Origin of the sequence: Pseudomonas karstica, assembly GCF_009707515.1 — a bacterium.
Lineage (GTDB): Bacteria > Pseudomonadota > Gammaproteobacteria > Pseudomonadales > Pseudomonadaceae > Aquipseudomonas > Aquipseudomonas karstica.
In genome coordinates, this window is the sequence record NZ_WLYI01000010.1 from 50,793 (window position 1) to 68,087 (window position 17,295).

16 protein-coding genes are annotated in these 17,295 nt (G+C 60.3%); 12 read left to right on the plus strand and 4 right to left on the minus strand.

Annotation, left to right across the window (positions count from 1 at the left end):
* Positions 1–8: 8 nt before the first annotated feature.
* From GIR22_RS09310 to GIR22_RS09325, 4 genes are read left to right on the plus strand one after another with little or no spacing between them, the layout of a single operon-like run.
* The gene (locus GIR22_RS09310) at positions 9–1,523 is read left to right on the plus strand and encodes an amidase (protein ID WP_154743049.1); all 1,515 of its coding nucleotides are present in this window, start codon (positions 9–11) and stop codon (positions 1,521–1,523) included.
* Positions 1,520–2,644: a transporter substrate-binding domain-containing protein gene (locus tag GIR22_RS09315; RefSeq protein ID WP_154743050.1), complete on the plus strand. Its 1,125-nt coding sequence runs from the start codon at positions 1,520–1,522 to the stop codon at positions 2,642–2,644. Before GIR22_RS09310 ends, GIR22_RS09315 begins: the two co-directional genes overlap by 4 nt.
* Positions 2,645–2,660: 16 nt before the next feature.
* Positions 2,661–3,263 carry an ANTAR domain-containing response regulator gene (locus tag GIR22_RS09320; protein WP_154743051.1) on the plus strand — a complete coding sequence of 201 codons (603 nt, stop codon included), beginning with the start codon at positions 2,661–2,663 and terminating at the stop codon, positions 3,261–3,263.
* Between the two features lie 13 nt (positions 3,264–3,276).
* Positions 3,277–4,428, plus strand: a complete 1,152-nt coding sequence (locus GIR22_RS09325; protein WP_154743052.1) for an iron-containing alcohol dehydrogenase — start codon at positions 3,277–3,279, stop codon at positions 4,426–4,428.
* Between the two features lie 124 nt (positions 4,429–4,552).
* Here the strand turns inward: GIR22_RS09325 and GIR22_RS09330 are convergent, their stop codons facing one another.
* Entirely contained in the window at positions 4,553–5,071 is a 519-nt protein-coding gene (locus tag GIR22_RS09330) for an SgcJ/EcaC family oxidoreductase (protein ID WP_154743053.1), read from the minus strand.
* Positions 5,072–5,239: 168 nt separating this feature from the next.
* On the opposite strand from GIR22_RS09330, the gene GIR22_RS09335 reads away from it, so the two are divergent.
* The 4 genes from GIR22_RS09335 to GIR22_RS09350 are packed head-to-tail and all read left to right on the plus strand — an operon-like array spanning position 5,240 to position 9,904.
* Positions 5,240–6,424 (plus strand): sensor histidine kinase, encoded by a 1,185-nt coding sequence (locus GIR22_RS09335; RefSeq protein ID WP_154743054.1) that lies wholly within the window; start codon positions 5,240–5,242, stop codon positions 6,422–6,424.
* Positions 6,421–7,074 (plus strand): response regulator, encoded by a 654-nt coding sequence (locus GIR22_RS09340; RefSeq protein WP_154743055.1) that lies wholly within the window; start codon positions 6,421–6,423, stop codon positions 7,072–7,074. Before GIR22_RS09335 ends, GIR22_RS09340 begins: the two co-directional genes overlap by 4 nt.
* Positions 7,071–9,398, plus strand: coding sequence for an ATP-binding protein (locus tag GIR22_RS09345; RefSeq protein ID WP_154743056.1), 2,328 nt, complete (start codon positions 7,071–7,073; stop codon positions 9,396–9,398). The genes GIR22_RS09340 and GIR22_RS09345 overlap by 4 nt, the downstream gene beginning before the upstream one ends.
* Positions 9,395–9,904, plus strand: coding sequence for a response regulator (locus GIR22_RS09350; RefSeq protein WP_343039646.1), 510 nt, complete (start codon positions 9,395–9,397; stop codon positions 9,902–9,904). Before GIR22_RS09345 ends, GIR22_RS09350 begins: the two co-directional genes overlap by 4 nt.
* Before the next feature lie 229 nt (positions 9,905–10,133).
* Here the strand turns inward: GIR22_RS09350 and GIR22_RS09355 are convergent, their stop codons facing one another.
* From GIR22_RS09355 to GIR22_RS09365, 3 genes are all read right to left on the minus strand, one after another.
* The gene (locus GIR22_RS09355; RefSeq protein ID WP_246208175.1) at positions 10,134–11,117 is read right to left on the minus strand and encodes an alpha/beta hydrolase; all 984 of its coding nucleotides are present in this window, start codon (positions 11,115–11,117) and stop codon (positions 10,134–10,136) included.
* A gap of 263 nt (positions 11,118–11,380) precedes the next feature.
* Entirely contained in the window at positions 11,381–12,274 is an 894-nt protein-coding gene (locus tag GIR22_RS09360; RefSeq protein ID WP_154743058.1) for a LysR family transcriptional regulator, read from the minus strand.
* A gap of 90 nt (positions 12,275–12,364) precedes the next feature.
* A complete protein-coding gene (locus GIR22_RS09365) occupies positions 12,365–13,261 on the minus strand; it encodes a LysR family transcriptional regulator (protein ID WP_154743119.1) in 897 nt (298 codons plus the stop codon).
* Between the two features lie 114 nt (positions 13,262–13,375).
* Between GIR22_RS09365 and GIR22_RS09370 the strand changes: the two genes are divergently transcribed.
* The 4 genes from GIR22_RS09370 to GIR22_RS09385 all read left to right on the plus strand — a co-directional run bounded on the left by GIR22_RS09370 (position 13,376) and on the right by GIR22_RS09385 (position 17,060).
* Positions 13,376–13,966, plus strand: a complete 591-nt coding sequence (locus tag GIR22_RS09370; protein ID WP_154743059.1) for a flavodoxin — start codon at positions 13,376–13,378, stop codon at positions 13,964–13,966.
* 48 nt (positions 13,967–14,014) lie between these two features.
* The gene (locus tag GIR22_RS09375; RefSeq protein ID WP_154743060.1) at positions 14,015–15,007 is read left to right on the plus strand and encodes an aldo/keto reductase; all 993 of its coding nucleotides are present in this window, start codon (positions 14,015–14,017) and stop codon (positions 15,005–15,007) included.
* 122 nt (positions 15,008–15,129) lie between these two features.
* Complete coding sequence (locus GIR22_RS09380; protein WP_154743061.1) at positions 15,130–16,194, plus strand: NAD(P)-dependent alcohol dehydrogenase; 1,065 nt, start codon at positions 15,130–15,132, stop codon at positions 16,192–16,194.
* 86 nt (positions 16,195–16,280) lie between these two features.
* Positions 16,281–17,060 (plus strand): carboxymuconolactone decarboxylase family protein, encoded by a 780-nt coding sequence (locus GIR22_RS09385; protein WP_154743062.1) that lies wholly within the window; start codon positions 16,281–16,283, stop codon positions 17,058–17,060.
* The last annotated feature ends 235 nt before the right edge of the window (positions 17,061–17,295 follow it).

Below are 17,295 nucleotides of genomic sequence, written 5' to 3' on the forward strand. Positions count from 1 at the left end.
AATTTCTCATGTCTATTCAACGACCTTCCCTGGCCGACCTCACCGAGGTCGGCCACTGCCTGGGCCTGGAGCTGACCGCGCCACTGCTGAGCGAATACGCCGAAATTCTCAAGTCCGTATGGCAGGGCTACGACCGCCTGGACCAACTCGCCAGCCCGCCGCCGGCATCGCGCTACCCAAGGGGCCCAGGCTATGTGCCTGAGGACAACCGCTACAACGCCTGGTACGTTCGCACCGATGTGCAGGGCGCCGCAGCGGGCAAGCTGGCCGGCAAGCGCGTGGCGCTCAAGGACAATATTTGCCTGGCCGGCGTGCCGATGATGAACGGTGCCTCGACCTTGCACGGTTACGTGCCGGACCTCGACGCCACCGTTGCTACCCGTGTGCTGGACGCCGCCGGGCAGATCCTCGGCAAAGCCCATTGCGAGTTCTTCTGCGTGTCGGGCAGCAGCCATACCAACGCCACCGGCGCGGTGCACAACCCGCGTAATCCGGGGCATTCCACGGGTGGTTCGTCGTCGGGCTGCGCGGCGTTGATCGCTGCCGGTGAAGTGGATCTGGGCATCGGCACCGATCAGGGTGGCTCGGTGCGCATCCCGGCCGCCTACTCCGGCATCTATGGCCTGAAGCCGACCCACGGGCTGATCCCCTACACCGGCATCATGCCCATCGAGATGACACTCGACCACGCCGGGATAATGAGCGCCAACATCGCCGACAACGCCCTGCTGCTGGAAGTGCTGGCCGGCGCCGATGGCCTCGACCCCCGGCAGGACCGCATCGTGCCGACCGAGGCCTACACCCAGGCCCTGGGCAAGGGCTGCAAGGGGTTGCGCATTGGTGTAGTGCGCGAGGGCTTCGGGCATGCCAACTCCGAAGCCGATGTGGACGCAGCGGTGCGCCGTGCGGCGGCCCTGTTCGAAACCCTGGGGGCCAGTGTCGAAGATATCTCGATCCCGCTGCACGCCCTGGGCCATGCAATCTGGACGCCGATTGCGGTGGAAGGCACCACGCAGTTATTGCGCGGCTACAATTACGGTTCGAACTGGAAAGGCCTGTACGTACAAAGCCTGATGAGCGCGCAACAGGATTGGCAGAGCAAGGCCGGGCAATTTCCCCATGACCTGAAAACCTGCCTGCTGGCAGGTGAATATGCCTACCGACGCTTCGGCGGCCAGTATTACGCCAAGGCGCAGAACGCCGCTCGACAGCTGCGCGCGGCCTACGACCAGCAATTCCAGGATTTCGATGTGCTGCTGATGCCCACCGTGCCGCTGAAGGCGCCCAAGCTACCGACGGCAGACGCCTCGGCCAGCGAGTGGGTGCAACGGGCTCTGGAAATGAACGCGAACACCGCGCCGTTCGATGTGACCGGGCACCCTGCCCTGTCGATTCCCTGCGGGCTTGCCGCCGGCCTGCCGGTGGGCATGATGCTGGTGGCGCGGGACTATGATGAAGCCACCCTGTACCAGGCCGCACACGCGTTTGAACAACATATCGACTGGGAAAGCCTGACTTCATGAGCACCTCTGACTACAAAGTCGGCCTGCTGTTTTCCGAGAGCAGCCTGACCGCTGCCTCGGAGACCACCCAGGCCAATGCTACTCATCTGGCAATCGCCGAGGTCAACAGCGCCGGAGGCATCCATGGCCGGCCGCTGGTGCCGGTCGACGGCCACCCCGGCGGGGACCCAGCGGACTACCGTGACAGCGCCGTGCGCCTGTGTGACGAGCATCAGGTGCAGGTGCTGTTTGGCACGCATATGTCGAGTACCCGCAAGCTGGTGCTGCCGGTGGTGGAAAGCCGACGCCGGCTGTTGTTCTACCCGACCCTCTACGAAGGGTTTGAATACTCGCCCTATTGCTTCTACACCGGCTCCGCGCCAAATCAGAACTCAGTGCAACTGGCGCGCTATGTGCTGGAGCATTTCGGCAACCGGGTGCTGTTCGTCGGCGGCTCGTACGTGTACCCCTTCGAGTCCAACCGCATCATGCGCGAGCTATTCGAGCAGGCCGGCGGCGAAGTGGTGGATGAGATCTACCTGCCATTCCACGCGACCGCCGAGGACTTCGAACGGGTTATGCAACGGACGCGCGACACCGCACCCGATGCGATCTACTCGACCATCGTCGGCAGCGATATTCCGGCTCTGCACCAGGCGTATAGGCACGCTGGATTCGACCCGACGCGCATGCCCATCGTCAGCCTCGCCACCAACGAAGTCGACGTGCTGCGCATGACCGATGAGGAAGCCGAGGGGCACGTCTCGGCGGCGCCCTGGTTCTCGACCTTGCAAACGCCCGCCAGCCAGGCCTTTGTCGCGCGTTATCGCGCGCGCTTCGGTGACGAAGCGCCGCTGACGGCGGGGGCCGAGGCGGCCTACTTCCAGGTGCATCTGTTCGCTGAAGCGGCTCGGCGCTCGGATGGCCCATCCATCGAAGCATTGCGCCATGCACTCGCCGGCGCACAGTTCGAGGCACCCCAGGGCCGCGTGCAGGTCGACCCGGACACCCAGCACACCTGGCTCTGGCCACGCATCGCCCGCCTCGACCGCCAGCGCCGTTTCGAGTTGGTGGTGCAAAGCGAGCAGCCGGTGAAACCCAGCCCCTATATGGTCGACTACCAACTGGACGTGCAGCCATGAACAGCGGGAGTGCGAGATGACCAACGCACCGTCACTGTTGCGCGAGCTCAAGGGCCTGCGGGTGCTGGTCATTCACCCGGTGGATGGCGAAGCGCGCGTGGTGCTGGACCAGCTGCAGCGTATTGGCTGTATCGTCGAGCAATGCTGGCCGGTGCCTGTGCACTTGCCGGCGCACACCGATGTGGTGTTGCTTGCCGTGGAACTCAGCCAGCGCCTGAATACCCAGGTGCTGGTCGAGGGCCTGAGCGAGCAGGCGCCGCCGATCATCGCCGTGGTGGGTTATGAAAACCCCTCGATGCTGCAACTGGTGCTGGAAACCCAGCCGGCCGCAGTGATCGAACGTCCGCTGCGGCCCTTCGGCCTGTTGACCCAGTTGCTGATGGCCCGTGCCGCTTGGCGCGCGCGTATCGACATGCTGGCGCAACTGCGCAAATTGCAAACCCGGCAACCGGCAGTTACCAAGATATCCATGGCCAAGGCCCTGTTGATGGCCCGCCATCGCATCGGTGAAAACGACGCCCACCGCCGCCTGCAACGAGACGCCATGGCCAGCCGCACCAGCATGGAGGCGGTCGCCCAAGACATCATTGATGCCGGCCTGCCCCCTCAACCTGAATAAGCAGAGGATATTCATGCAAGCTTTCAATTTCAGCACTACCGCCCACCTGATCTGCGCCAGCGGCGCCGCCCAACAACTGGCCGAGCATTGCGCCGCACGAGGTGCGCGCAACGTGCTGCTGATAACCGACGCGGGCATCCTGCGCCACAACCTGCTCGACTCGGTGCTGCCCGGCTTCGCGGCAGCGGGGATCAACCTGCAGGTTTTCAGTGACGTCCTCGCCGACCCAGCCGAGGAACTGGTGCTTGCTGCCACTGCACAGGCGCGGGCGATGGCCGCCGACTTGATCGTCGGCTTCGGTGGCGGCAGCTCCATGGACACCGCCAAGCTGGTCGCCTACCTGGCCCACCCCGAACAACGCCAGGACCTGAGCGATATCTACGGCGTCAACCAGGCCAGCGGTGCGCGCCTGCCGCTGATCCAGGTACCGACCACGGCCGGCACCGGCTCGGAAGTCACGCCGATCTCCATCGTGACCACCGCCACCGGCAAGTCCGGCGTGGTGTCCCAGCAGTTGCTACCGGACCTGGCCATTCTTGACGCGCAGTTGACGGTCGGCCTGCCCGGTCCGGTCACCGCCGCGACGGGCATCGACGCGATGGTCCATGCCATCGAGGCCTACACCAGCAAGCTGCGCAAAAACCCGATCTCCGACCTGCTGGCCCGTGAAGCCCTGCGTCTGCTGAGTGCCAACCTTGAGCAAGCGGTGCGTGAGCCGCTGGACCTTGAAGCACGCCAGGCCATGCTGCTGGGCGCGTGCCTGGCCGGCCAAGCGTTTGCCAACGCACCGGTGGCCGCGGTGCATGCACTGGCGTACCCGTTGGGCACCACGTTCCACCTGCCCCATGGGCTGTCCAACGCGCTGGTGCTCAACCAGGTGTTGGCGTTCAACCTATCCCACGCGCGTGCGCTCTATGCCGAACTCGCCCCTTGTGTGCTGGGTGAGCGGCTGGTGCCTGGCGATGCGGCGGCGCAGTTCCTTTCGGAGATGCAACGGGTGCATGCCGCCGTCGGGTTGCCTTTGCGCTTGAGAGACGCTGGGGTCACCCTGGAAAGCCTGCCGGAGCTGGCCCGCAATGCAATGCAGCAGCAGCGACTACTGGTTAATAATCCGCGCACAGTCCTTGAGGATGATGCCTTGGCGATTTATACAGCGGCGTATTGATATCAGGGTGAACGCATTTACATACAAGCCGCGCCGAGCAGGTTGCGGCCATAGCAACAGTAGCTGACGCCATGCACCCAAAAATGTCCACATCCGCACGGAACGTGGACATTTTTATCAAGCTTTACTGCTTAGCGTGTTTCACCTGTACTTCTGGCATGGCCGAAGAATGGTGGTTGAGAATCTTCCATTGCCCCCCGACCTGCTCGTAGACGAAGGTGTAGCGTGCCTGCACGTGACGGATCTTGCCGTCCGCCTCGGTCAGGGTGAACGTGTACACACCACTGTCCATCGCCACGTTGCTGCCCAACTGGCGGATCTCGCGGTAGTTGATCTGCCCAACAGGCTTGAGCGCCATGAAGTGATCAAAGTAGTCTTTGATCTGCGCTGGCGTAGTGCGTACCTGGTTGGACACGGTTGGCTGCAACACGGCGCCCGGCGCATACAGGTCGACCACTTTTTGGACGTTACCGGCCTGCAACGTGCTGTTCCAACGGTCAAACAAACCGGCAATCTCTCGGTCTTTCACATTCGCAGGCGCTTGCGCAGTGTCACGGTAGACATAGGGTGCCGTCTCGGCAGCCTGAACAAACGGTGCGCTCAAGGCGAAAATCAGGGCGATCGATGCAGTTTTGAATTTCATTGCGATACTCCAGTGGTGTTCGTTGAGCCCACTTTGCCAACCTGCCGGCTACCCGACATCGGCCAACCGGAGTCATTTGCCTATGCCATTTGGCAGATGGCGCTCGACATGCCCGGCAAGGTTTAATTAGCCCCTGCGCCCACAGGCCTGTAGCACCGGAGCTGAAGCATGCAAAACCCACCCCACGACCCTGGTAGTGCCTTGGCCATCCGCGCTCACTATCGCCAATCGGAGAGCCGTTCAGCGCGCCTGCGGCTGTTGGTCGATACCGGCCAGGAGTTGACCCAACTAACCCCGGATGCCATGCGCGAACGCGTGCTGGCGCGGGCATGCGCCTTCCTTGCGATGGACCATGGGGTGCTGCTGGAATGGGACAACGAGGGCGGCATCAGTACCACCGCCCGGCATGGCCCTCCTGCTCGACTGCTCAGCCTGGTTGCTGTCGTCGACCGCAGCTTGAAAGCGCCGTGCTGGCAAGAGCTTGCAGCGGATGGCCTGCCCAGTATGTTGCAGGTACCGTTGCGCGGCAGCGACGGCGCTGCCTTTGGCGCTCTGCTCCTGGCCAACAGTGTGTTGCTGCGCGCGCCGGATAATGATGACAGCGAATCACTGCAGTTGCTCGCCACGCTGCTGGCCGCGCACCTTGAGAATGATCGGTTATTGAAGGCGCTCTTGACGCGAGATCGCACGCTGTCGGACTTGGTCAATCGGCTGTTTCGCGCACAGGAAGACGAACGCAAACGCGTAGCCTACGACCTTCACGATGGCCTGGCTCAGACCCTCGCTGGGTTGCATCAGCGCCTGCAAGGTTTTGCCGGCCGCTGCCCGACGCTGCCAGACACACTGGCAGCAGACTTGCAGGCAATTCTGACCCTGGCCCAGCACTCTGTGGGTGAGGGCCGACAGCTGATTGCAGGCCTGCGACCAACGGTGCTGGATGATTTCGGCTTATCCAAAGCGCTCGACAAAGAGGCCGATCGCCTGCGTGAAGCTGGAATCAGCGTGCAGTGGATCACGCGCAGCGAGGCGCGGTTGCCCAGCCAGGTGGAAATCGCCTTGTTCAGGATTGGCCAGGAGGCGATCAACAATATCCTCAAGCATGCGCAGGCCAGCCAAGTCCAACTGACACTGGAACTGCATGACGGCCAGGCCTCACTTCGAGTGCAAGACAATGGTAAAGGCTTCTGCGCAGGCCAGATGCTCGACGCACATGATGTTCAGCATTTGGGCCTTGCCACCATGCACGAACGCGCCAGCCTGCTCGGCGGCCGCTTCACCTGCGTCAGCGTGATCGACGGCGGCACACAACTGCACGCCCGCGTGCCTGTCTACCTTGAGGGAGCTTCTCAATGAGCCACGTCTTGCGTCTGGTGCTGGCGGACGATCATGAAGTCACGCGCACCGGTTTCGTCGCCCTGCTGGCCGGTCACCCGCAATTCGACGTGGTCGGCCAAGCCCGCGATGGCCAGCAAGCGGTGGAACTGTGCGAACAGTTGCTGCCGGATATCGTCATCCTCGATATCCGGATGCCGGTGCTCAATGGCCTGGGGGCTGCACGCCTGCTGCAACAGCGCCTGCCGGCCCTAAAAGTAGTTATTTTCACCATGGACGACAGCCCCGATCATCTGGAAGCGGCCATGAATGCTGGCGCAGTGGGCTACCTGCTCAAAGACGCCAGCCGTGATGAGGTGATCGATGCGTTGCAACGGGTAGCGGCCGGTGAAGAAGCCCTCAATAGTGCAGTCAGCGCCCGACTGTTGCGACGCATGACCGAGCGCAACGCAAGCGGCGCTGTCCCGACTGAAAACCTCACCCCACGGGAGCGCCAGGTGCTCGCACTGGTGGCAAACGGCATGAGCAACCGCGAAATCGGGGAAAACCTGGGGATTACCACCGGCACGGCCAAGGCTCACGTTGAACGGGTCATCGGCAAGCTCGGTGCGGCCGATCGAACCCAAGCCGCCGTCCGTGGTATCGCGCTAGGCCTGGTGACGCAATCATGAACGTGTTCTACGCCAGGCGTTGGGCTGACCTACCCTTGCGCGGCAAGGCGCTGGTGGTGATTTCCTTGCCGCTGGTGGTGCTGTTGTTGTCCCTGGTGCTGATCTACACCACCGAACGGCAGACCGCTCGCGCGGAAGAGGACGTGCGCAGGGTACTGCGGGTGCAAGGTGACATCCAGGCCGTGCACACCCTGCTCGCCGAAGCAGCCGCCAGCGTGCGCGGTTACCTGCTGACACGCAGTGAGGATTTCCTGCCGGGATACTTGAACGCCAAGCCCCAGATTGAATCAGCCCTGCGCCGGCTCGACAGCAACGTGCGCGATCAGCGAGTGCGTGAGCAACTGACGGCCATCAGGCCGCTGATCAACAACAAAATCGATGGACTGGAGGACATGCTTGGCGACCCGACGACGAGCCCTGAGTCGATTACCAACATCTTGGTCAGCAACAAACACATCCTTGATGAGTTGCGTCGACACATCAGCGCCATGCTCACGCTCGAGGACTCGTTGCTGGCCGAGCGCACGGCCGCGGCATCAGAGACTCGCCAACGGTTGTTACTGTCCACCTGGCTGGCCGCCATCTGCGGACTATTTGGTGCAATCGTCGCGGTGCTGTTTCTGTCCAAGGGCATTGTTGCACGGGTGCAGAACGTCCAAGGCAATGCGCAACGCCTGGCCCTCGGCCAACCCTTGCGGCCACAGCCACCGGAAAAAGACGAGATTGGTCAACTGGGCACGCGCCTGGTGGAAGCCGGGGCACTGCTGGCCGAGCGCGAACGCGCGTTGCGCGAAAACGAGGAGCGCCTGCGGCTGATCATCGATGGGGTTAAGGACTACGGGATTTTCGCCCTCGATACGGCGGGTCACGTTACCAGTTGGAACGCTGGCGCCGAACGGATCAAGGGCTACACCGAACAGGAAATCATCGGCCAGCATTTCTCAGTGTTCTACCTGCCGCAAGAGTGCCCACAACACCCTGATATGGCACTGAGCGAGGCCACCCGCAACGGCCATTATATGGAAGAAGGCTGGCGCTGCCGCCAGGACGGCACGCGCTTCTGGGCCAGTGTTGTGATTACCGCGCAGTACGACGGCACCGGCGCCCTGCGCGGCTTTTCGAAAATCACACGCGACATTACCGACCGCCGTGCGGCCGAAATTGCCTTGAGCACAGCCCGCGAGGAAGCCGAACGCGCCAGCCGCGCCAAAAGCGAGTTCCTGTCGCGCATGAGCCACGAACTGCGTACCCCACTCAACTCTATCCTGGGCTTTGCACAACTGCTGGACATGGACTCGCCTGCGGGGCAAAAGGCGCAGGTCGGTCACATCCTGCGCGCAGGCCAACACCTGCTGACGCTGATCAACGAAGTCCTGGACATTGCCAAGATCGAAGCCGGACGACTGCCGTTGAACATCGAGCCAATTGCCTTGGCCATCGCGCTGCAAGAAGCACTGTCGCTGGTGTCCCCCATGGCCACCGATGCAGGCATCCAATTGACGCCGCTGCCAACGCTGGCCGCTGACATCGGGATCGTCGCTGATCGACAGCGCCTGACCCAAGTGCTGTTGAATCTGCTGTCAAATGCCATCAAGTACAACCGCCCTCAAGGCCAGGTGAGTATTGAGGTCGAGGTGGAGCAGCAGCGAATCACCGTGTCGGTCTGCGATACCGGCAACGGCATTGCGGCGGATCACTTGGGTCAACTGTTCAAGCCATTTGAGCGACTGGACGCCGATCCGAACGTCGAAGGCAGCGGTCTTGGCCTGGCGCTAAGTAAAAGCCTGCTGGAAATGATGAAGGGCAGCCTGACGGTGCAGAGCCAATCCGGCTCAGGTTCCAGATTCACGCTGGAGCTGCCATTCGTGCGCTTGCTGGAGTCCCCCAGCCTCTGCGCAGCAGTCATCCACACCCGATCGTTAGCCCCCGCCCTCGCCGCCCCCGAAATTCAGGGCAACGTATTGTGCATTGAAGACAACCTCTCCAGCCTGGCGCTGATCGAGACTTTACTGCAGCGCAGGCCGGGGATAAAACTGCTCTCGAGCATGCAAGGCCAACTGGGGCTGGACCTGGCAGCACAGCACGCACCACAGCTGATTCTGCTGGATGTTTCACTGCCCGACGTCGACGGGTTGAACGTGCTGCAGCGCTTGCGCCGATCTGCGATCACTCAAAATACACCGGTGCTGATGATTACCGCCGACGCCAGCGACCTCACCCGCCTGACCTTGCAAGAAGCCGGAGCGACGGCCGTATTGACTAAGCCAATCAACGTCCCCGCGTTTCTCGCCCACCTCGACAAATACTTTCCGGAGCCTGTGTGAACATCGACCTGCGCATTTTGATCATCGACGATCAACGCCCGAATCTGGACCTGGTGGAGCAGTTGCTTGCGCGCGAAGGTTTGACCAACGTCTTGAGCAGCACGCAGCCCCTGCGCACCCTGGATCTATTCAACAGCTTCGAGCCGGATCTGGTCATTCTCGATTTGCACATGCCGGAGTTCGACGGGTTTGCGGTGCTGGAGCAACTCAACCGGCGCATTCCCAGCGGCGAATACCTGCCGGTCCTCGTGCTCACCGCCGATGCCACCCGAGATACGCGTCTGCGCGCCCTGGCACTGGGAGCCAAGGACTTCATCAGCAAACCCCTGGATGCACTGGAAACCATGTTGCGGGTGTGGAACCTGCTGGAAACCCGCGCGCTTTACAAGACCTTGCGTACGCTGGTGCCAGCAGATCAGATCGATCTCCTGCAAAGGCGGCATGACGCAGACCTCCCAATGGTTTCACCCACTGGAAAAGGTGTTCTACCGCCCTGTTCTGGATAGTCTCTGAACAAGGACAGGTTAACGATTCGACCACAGCGAGTGTGGTGTTAGCGCAGCAGGTCTATGTTTTCGTCGATTCGGCCTTGAATGGTACTCAGGGTATCTTGGGTGATATCCATCTGGTGGTAACCGCCCGCCAAACAGATGGCACCACCAGAGGAAATCGCAATTGCCGCCCCTTACCTGCTCGGGCCTGACGCAGGGTGGTTCAAAATATCTGTCCGCTTGATTAGTCGAGCTGCTTCTCAGCGAGAAACCTGGACACCAGGTCGGCGATCTGGATGTTGTTGCGATCTGACATGGGAAAATGGGTATTGCCTCGAATGCCGATTTCCGGCAGATGCACCAAGCTCACATTGCCACCGTGCTGGTTGACGGCATCGCGCCACAGTCGCGCCATCTGCAGCCGAGCGCGCCAGCTGTCCTGGGCCGGAAAATCGGTTGGCTGGTCAGGAATGTTGTCGCCGTAGAAGACCAGGATTGGAATACGGGTCAAGGCCATGAACTGGGACATGGGTACGACGGCCCCTTGCACCGTGTCGAATGCGCTCGGGATAGGCGCCGGCACCTCGCCTTGCGGGAAGACGAAACTGCTGCCTGGCTCGAATGCCACGATGGCCTTGACCTTGTCGTTCTTTATCGCCGTCAACCAGCCTGGGCCACCACCCTGCGAATGGGTAAAGAGAATGCCAGGGCCGATCCTGTCGAATACAGCCGACACTCCGTCCGAGACCACATCCATGTCGAACGGCCCCGTGTTTGGGGTCATCGCCCGAAAGAACTGATTGAGGGTCTGCGGATCCTGGGCGAACTGCACGCCCTTGAAATAGTTTGGCCACAGGCCAATGCGGAACTGGTTGAACCAAAGCTGTTCATCCGGAGCCGGTTTGAGGCTCGCTTCGAGCATGCTACGACCGGCGCCACCGCGGCGCGGTTGGTCGATCAAATACACACCATACTGGCGACGCAGGAAGAGGGTCTGGAACCCTTCGCGGCCATCGGCCGTGGTTTCCCAGGTCTTGGAAAACTGTCCGGCGCCGTGCCACATGATGATCGGATATTTTCGGGCGTCCACGGGGATCTGGTAGAAGGCGTAAGCATGGTCACCGTGATAGGTCTGCCCGGCCGGCTCCATCGGTTTTCGAGGATCAAAAATCCCCGGTGCGCTGGCGACGTTACCGCCAGCAGCAAAGCTGCCCTGCTCCTGGAGCATCAGCGGCGCGAGCTTGCCCCTGTCGGTAGCAAAGGCATTAATTCCGGCCAGAAGCGCGGTGGTGGCTAAAACGAGGGAGCAGAGTTGCTTCACAGGGCTCGGCATGGTCCGGATTTCCTTGTCGCGGGTTCAAGTACCACACCAGCATAGGGGCATACCCTGCATTGAAAAAGACAACCCCGGCGCATGGGTTGCTGAATTGAGCTCATGAATCAAAACAGTCGTTGGATCAGCAAGTGCAGGGCTCAGGATGATGAACCTGCTTACTCCCTATGACGCAACGCCTCGACGATGACCGTGTGGGCACGCGAGGATTGCTTTCGACTCGGGTAATAGAGGTAGTAGCCGGGATACGGCGCACACCAGTTGTCGAGTACCCGGACCAACCGCCCGGCGGCGATGTGCTCAAGCACCATATCCTCGGGAACAAAAGCCAAACCGTAATCGGCGAGTGCTGCCCTGACAATGGGTGAGCTGCTATTGAACACCCATTGCCCGCGAGGGCGCAGCTTGATCACCTCTCCATCTTTTTCAAAATCCCACGGCAGTAACCCGCCGTGTGTTGGAAGCCGCAGGTTGAGGCAACTGTGCAGCACCAGATCCTGGGGGGTCACTGGTTTGGTCCGGGTTGCAAAATACGACGGCGAACCTACGACGGCAATGCGCATGTCCGGGCTGATGCGAACGGCGATCATGTCCTTGGCTACCTGATTGCCCATGCGTACGCCTGCGTCGTAACGTTGGGAGACAATGTCAGATAGCGTGTAGTCGACCGTGATCTCGACATTGATGTCGGGGTTTTCGTGCAGGACTTTCGACAGTTTGGGCCACAGAATACTATTGGCGGCGTGCTCAGCAGAGGTGATTCGGATTGTCCCCACAGGTTTGTCGCGCAGTTCCTCTACGGCGGCGAGTTCTGCATCGATTTCTTCGAACTGCGGAGCCACATTGATGTAAAGACGCTCGCCTGCCTCCGTAGTCGCAATACTTCGAGTGGTGCGTGTGAGCAGCCGAACGCCCAGTTGAGCTTCAAGCCCTGTGATGGAATGGCTCAGCGCTGAGGGCGATACGCTGAGCTGAGCGGCCGCCCGAGTAAAGCTGCCTTCGCGCACGACATGTACAAAAGCGAGCACTCCGCTGAAGTTTTCTCGAGCCATTTATAATCCCGGTTCATTCGTTGGTGCAGTTGTCTTTGAATAATGCCAACTCGGTCAACCATGAGTCGGCGTGCTCAACCCACGCCCGCATCAGCCTGCCGGATAGCGTAGTGCTTCGATCAACACAGTCATCGCGCGCGACAGGTGCCGACCACTCGGATAGTAAAGGTGATATCCCTTGAACGTCGGGCACCAGTCTTCGAGAACCTGCTGAAGTTGTCCATTGGCGATGTACGGCCTTGCTATCTCCTGCGGGACATACCCTAGACCGAATCCAGCCAAGGCAGCGTGAAGGATCTGCCGTGAGCCGTTGAAGACAAGTTGCCCCTCGACACGCACGTTGACGTGCTGCTCACCCTTCCTGAGCTCCCAGGGATAGAGCTCACCCAGGCTCATCAACCGCAGGTTTATGCACTGGTGCTCGGCCAGATCCTCGGGCTGCCTGGGTGCAGGGTGCTTGGCCAGGTAGGCCGGTGCACCGACGATTGTCACTGGCATATCCGGGCTGATACGCACGCAGGTCATGTCCCCGGCGAGTTCGTCGCCGAGTCGAATGCCCATGTCGTACTTATCGGCAACGATGTCCGTAAAGCGCGGCTCTACGATTACTTCGACTTTAATCTCGGGATATTGGGGGAGTAGCTCGACAAGTCTGGGCCATAGTGCGGTCTGCGCAGCATTTTCCGACGCGCAAATGCGAATAGTGCCCGCCGCCCGATCACGCAATTCCCCTACAGCCGTCAACTGCGCCTCGATCTCATGAAAACGGGGAGCCACGTTCTGCATCAATCGCTCTCCCACCTCGGTCGTGGAGACGCTGCGGGTGGTTCGGGTGAGCAAACGAACCCCCATTTTCTTTTCAAGGGCACGAATCGTGTGGCTCAGTGCTGACTGAGAGACGCCAAGCTGTGCCGCCGCGCGGGTAAAGCTTTTCTCTCTCGCGACTGCAATGAAGGCCATCAGGTCGTTGTAGCTGTCTCTCGGCATTGATGAGCTCACTTCAATAGTCTTTGCCGACTTTAGCATCTAGTCCCCTTGGCAGGTGGCCGCTAGATTGTTACAGAACATAGGTGAGCCGTTGACGTTACGGGAGAGGCACGAATGAACGAGCAACACGATCCGGTTCGTCGAGCGGTGATGATGGCTCTTGCGGCACTGCCTCTGAGCAGAACATCGTCAGTCTTGGCAGACAGCGCCGTGCGACAAACAGGATCACGGACGCTCGTGGCCTACTTCTCTCGTTCAGGAAGCACTCGGGTTGTCGCCGGTTTGATACAGCGTGCGCTCGGCACTGACCTTTTCGAAATACGGCCTGCTGCGGCCTACCCAGAGGATTACTTAAAGACGGTCGAGCAGGCGCGGCAAGAACGTGACGCCGGGTATGAGCCGCCCCTGGAGGCCATGATTTCGAACATGACGCTCTATGACACAGTCTTCCTCGGCTTCCCGATCTGGGGAGAAACCACACCGCCGGTCATCCGCGCCTTCATGTCCGAACACGATCTTTCTGGCAAGACTTTAATTCCCTTCATCACCCATGGCGGCTATGGGCTCGGGAGCAGCCACACCGTACTCGCCAGCCATGCACCGAAGGCGCGGCTGAGCAAAGGGTTTGCGATGGAAGCGGATCAGGAGAGGCAGACAATGAACCGCGTAGAGAGCTGGCTGAGCACAGTAAAAAGCAATGTTTGAGGGGACTGCTTCGCCAATCAACCATTCCCCCATGTATAGGGTAGAACCATGAAAAATCGTAAATTAGGCAAGGATCTGGAGGTATCGGCCCTCGGCCTTGGCTGCATGAGCATGAGCGCCCTGTATGGGCCACCGGCCAACAAGCAAGAGATGATCAAGCTTATCCACGCTGCACATGATCGTGGCGTGACCCTCTTCGACACGGCCGAGTCCTATGGTCCCTTCGTCAATGAAGAGCTCCTCGGCGAAGCCCTGCAACCGATCCGTGACCAGGTGATCATCGCCACCAAGTTTGGCTTCGACATTGATCTGCAGTCTGGTGAGCGACGTGGTGGTGCCAATAGCCGACCCGAGCACATCAAGGCAGCCGTCGAGGCTTGCCTAAAGCGCCTGCGTACTGATCGCATCGATCTGCTTTATCAGCATCGCGTCGATCCGCAAGTGCCGATCGAAGACGTCGCCGGGGCGATCAAGGAACTGATCAACGAGGGCAAGGTCAAGCATTTCGGGCTTTCCGAAGCGGGTGTGCAAACAATCCGTCGTGCCCATAGCGTGCAGCCGGTGACGGCGGTACAAAGCGAATATTCGTTGTTCTGGCGTGGGCCGCAAGCAGAACTTCTGCCGACCCTGGAGGAACTGGGCATCGGTTTTGTACCGTTCAGTCCGTTGGGCGCTGGATTCCTGACCGGCAAGATCGATGAGCACACTACGTTCGATTCGACAGACTTTCGCAACAGCGTGCCGCGCTTTTCCCCTGAGGCGCGTAAGGCCAACCTGGCGCTGGTCGACGTTATCAAGCGGGTCGCATCGGATAAGAACGTTACGCCGGCACAGGTCGCACTCGCCTGGCTCCTCGCACAAAAGCCCTGGATTGTCCCGATACCCGGCACTACCAAGTTGCATCGCCTGGAGGAAAACCTCGGCGCCGTCGATCTTCAACTGAGCGTGCAAGACCTGAATCAGATTAATGAAGAGGTATCGACGATCCAGGTCCAAGGCGAGCGCTTGCCTGAAGCAGCCTTGAAAATGACCGACGGCTAACCCCTACACCTCTATTAATGATTTCAGCTCATGACTTCATGCAGTTTATTGGCCTTAATCGATTGATAAAAGGTTTCTAGTATGGAACGGCTCAGGTCTTCCATTCTTCGAGAGGTTTGCAAATGAAAACCGTAGGTTATGCCGCTCAGTCGTCCGAGTCGCCGTTGGCACCTTTCAACTTTGTCCGTCGGGTCTTGCGCAGTAACGATGTCGCCATGGAGGTGCTGTACTGCGGCGTCTGCCATTCCGACCTGCATACCGCCCACAATGATTGGGGCTGGACAACTTACCCGATAGTCCCGGGTCATGAAATTGTCGGTCGGGTCACTGCCATCGGCAGCGACGTCACCCGCTACAAATTGGGAGATACCGTCGCTGTCGGGTGCATGGTGGACAGCTGCCAGACCTGCGACCAATGTCACAAGGGTGAAGAGCAGCTCTGTCGCGAAGGCAACACCGGCACGTACTGCGGCCTGGACCGAATTACCCAGGAGCCGACTCAGGGCGGCTACTCGAAACACTTGGTGGTCCGCGAAGAGTTTGTACTGCGCGTGCCTGAGACGCTGGACCTGGCCAAAGTGGCGCCACTGCTGTGTGCCGGCATCACCACTTACTCGCCGCTGCGCACCTGGAACGTCGTGCCCGGTAGTCGAGTCGGTGTAATCGGGCTCGGTGGCTTGGGTCACATGGCCGTCAAGCTGGCCGCCGGCATGGGCGCGAAAGTCACTGTGTTAAGCCGCTCGAAAGACAAGACTGCCGACGCTCTCGCGTTAGGTGCCGAGCAACTGCTGGTCTCCGCCGATATAGACGCAATGGACAAGGCTCAATCAAGCTTTGACCTGATCATCGACACGGTGCCGGTCAAGCACGACCTCAACCCCTATGTGCCATTGCTGGATGTCGACGGCACCCTGGTGATAGTTGGCCAGGTCGGCCCGATGGAGGAACAGAACACCGTATCAATGCTGCTTGGGCGTCGGCGCATCGCGGGCTCACCGATCGGTGGAATCCGTGAAACCCAGGAGATGCTCGACTTCTGCGCGCAGAAGAATATCTTGCCGGACTGCGAAATGATCCACATGGATCAGATCAACGAAGCGTTCGAGCGTATGGAGCGTTCCGACGTGCGCTATCGCTTTGTGATCGACATGGCCTCTCTGCCTGTTCCCGACACCTTGGTGGTCTAACCTTCCGCCTCCCAACGCCGTCCGGCTTGCAACTTGAGCGGCGTTTTGATTGAACGGCCAATTGCCATCCCCCAGAGATCAATGCCATGAAACTGATCGCCACCACAGCCGCCATGCTGTTCTTTTCTGCCGTCGCCGAGGCGGATCAAGGTGGGGGCAGGCCTTCGCCCAAGCCGTCGCCGGTTGTCAAGGAGGTCACCCCGCAACTCTATGCCTACACGACCGAATTGCTGTTCGGCGAAGTCTGGAAGCGCCAGGAACTGGCCCCTCGGGATCGCAGCCTGATCACCCTGGCAGCGCTGGTGGCCGGTGGGCAAACCGCGCAGATGACCGGGCATATAAAACTGGGGCTGGACAATGGCCTCAAGCCCAGTGAAATCAGTGCACTGATCACCCACCTGGCGTTCTATTCAGGCTGGCCTAATGCGATGTCCGCTGCGGGCGTGGCGAAAACGGTGTTTACCGAACGCGGTCTCACCGCCGAACAAATCCTGCCGCCGACCACAGAGCCCCAGCCCCTGGACCCGGCCAGCGAAGCTGAACGCAGAGCGTTGGTCGAGGCTTCTGTGGGTACCGTGACCCCGCAATTGGCCACATACACCAACGACGTGCTGTTTGCCGACCTGTGGCGCAAAACCGACCTGACCCCACGGGACCGAAGCCTGATCACCGTGGCCGCCCTCACCGCCCAAGGCCAGGTCGCACAACTGCCATTCCACTTGAACCGTGCAATGGATAACGGCCTGACCCAGACCCAGGCCGCTGAGGTCATCACTCATCTGGCGTTCTATGTCGGTTGGCCAAAAGCGATGTCGGCGGTACCGGTGCTTAAAGAGGTGTTCGAGGGGCGTCAGGATCGCCAATAAGGCCCTTGATACATCTTGAAATAGCTATCCCAAACTCGACGAAGCTCGTCCGCACCCCGGCAGGCCAATAAAACCGCGTGCTTTGCTGATTGATGAGCCGGGAGCATAACTCTATAGCCGGATACCGCATAAACATTCTGCAACCATGTGGGTCACTCTTTTTGATAAATACTGGCAATGCAGTGGCGCACCGGGCGACGAAGACCCGGATCCCAGCGTTGTCGTGGCCTGAACC

What these genes read in the sequence shown, in the direction of transcription:
- GIR22_RS09310 (WP_154743049.1), top strand. Translation starts at nt 9, where the DNA reads ATGTCTATTCAACGACCTTCCCTGGCCGACCTCACCGAGGTCGGCCAC.
- GIR22_RS09315 (WP_154743050.1), top strand. Translation starts at nt 1,520, where the DNA reads ATGAGCACCTCTGACTACAAAGTCGGCCTGCTGTTTTCCGAGAGCAGC.
- GIR22_RS09320 (WP_154743051.1), top strand. Translation starts at nt 2,661, where the DNA reads ATGACCAACGCACCGTCACTGTTGCGCGAGCTCAAGGGCCTGCGGGTG.
- GIR22_RS09325 (WP_154743052.1), top strand. Translation starts at nt 3,277, where the DNA reads ATGCAAGCTTTCAATTTCAGCACTACCGCCCACCTGATCTGCGCCAGC.
- GIR22_RS09330 (WP_154743053.1), bottom strand. Translation starts at nt 5,071, where the DNA reads ATGAAATTCAAAACTGCATCGATCGCCCTGATTTTCGCCTTGAGCGCA.
- GIR22_RS09335 (WP_154743054.1), top strand. Translation starts at nt 5,240, where the DNA reads ATGCAAAACCCACCCCACGACCCTGGTAGTGCCTTGGCCATCCGCGCT.
- GIR22_RS09340 (WP_154743055.1), top strand. Translation starts at nt 6,421, where the DNA reads ATGAGCCACGTCTTGCGTCTGGTGCTGGCGGACGATCATGAAGTCACG.
- GIR22_RS09345 (WP_154743056.1), top strand. Translation starts at nt 7,071, where the DNA reads ATGAACGTGTTCTACGCCAGGCGTTGGGCTGACCTACCCTTGCGCGGC.
- GIR22_RS09355 (WP_246208175.1), bottom strand. Translation starts at nt 11,117, where the DNA reads ATGCTCCAGGAGCAGGGCAGCTTTGCTGCTGGCGGTAACGTCGCCAGC.
- GIR22_RS09360 (WP_154743058.1), bottom strand. Translation starts at nt 12,274, where the DNA reads ATGGCTCGAGAAAACTTCAGCGGAGTGCTCGCTTTTGTACATGTCGTG.
- GIR22_RS09365 (WP_154743119.1), bottom strand. Translation starts at nt 13,261, where the DNA reads ATGCCGAGAGACAGCTACAACGACCTGATGGCCTTCATTGCAGTCGCG.
- GIR22_RS09370 (WP_154743059.1), top strand. Translation starts at nt 13,376, where the DNA reads ATGAACGAGCAACACGATCCGGTTCGTCGAGCGGTGATGATGGCTCTT.
- GIR22_RS09375 (WP_154743060.1), top strand. Translation starts at nt 14,015, where the DNA reads ATGAAAAATCGTAAATTAGGCAAGGATCTGGAGGTATCGGCCCTCGGC.
- GIR22_RS09380 (WP_154743061.1), top strand. Translation starts at nt 15,130, where the DNA reads ATGAAAACCGTAGGTTATGCCGCTCAGTCGTCCGAGTCGCCGTTGGCA.
- GIR22_RS09385 (WP_154743062.1), top strand. Translation starts at nt 16,281, where the DNA reads ATGAAACTGATCGCCACCACAGCCGCCATGCTGTTCTTTTCTGCCGTC.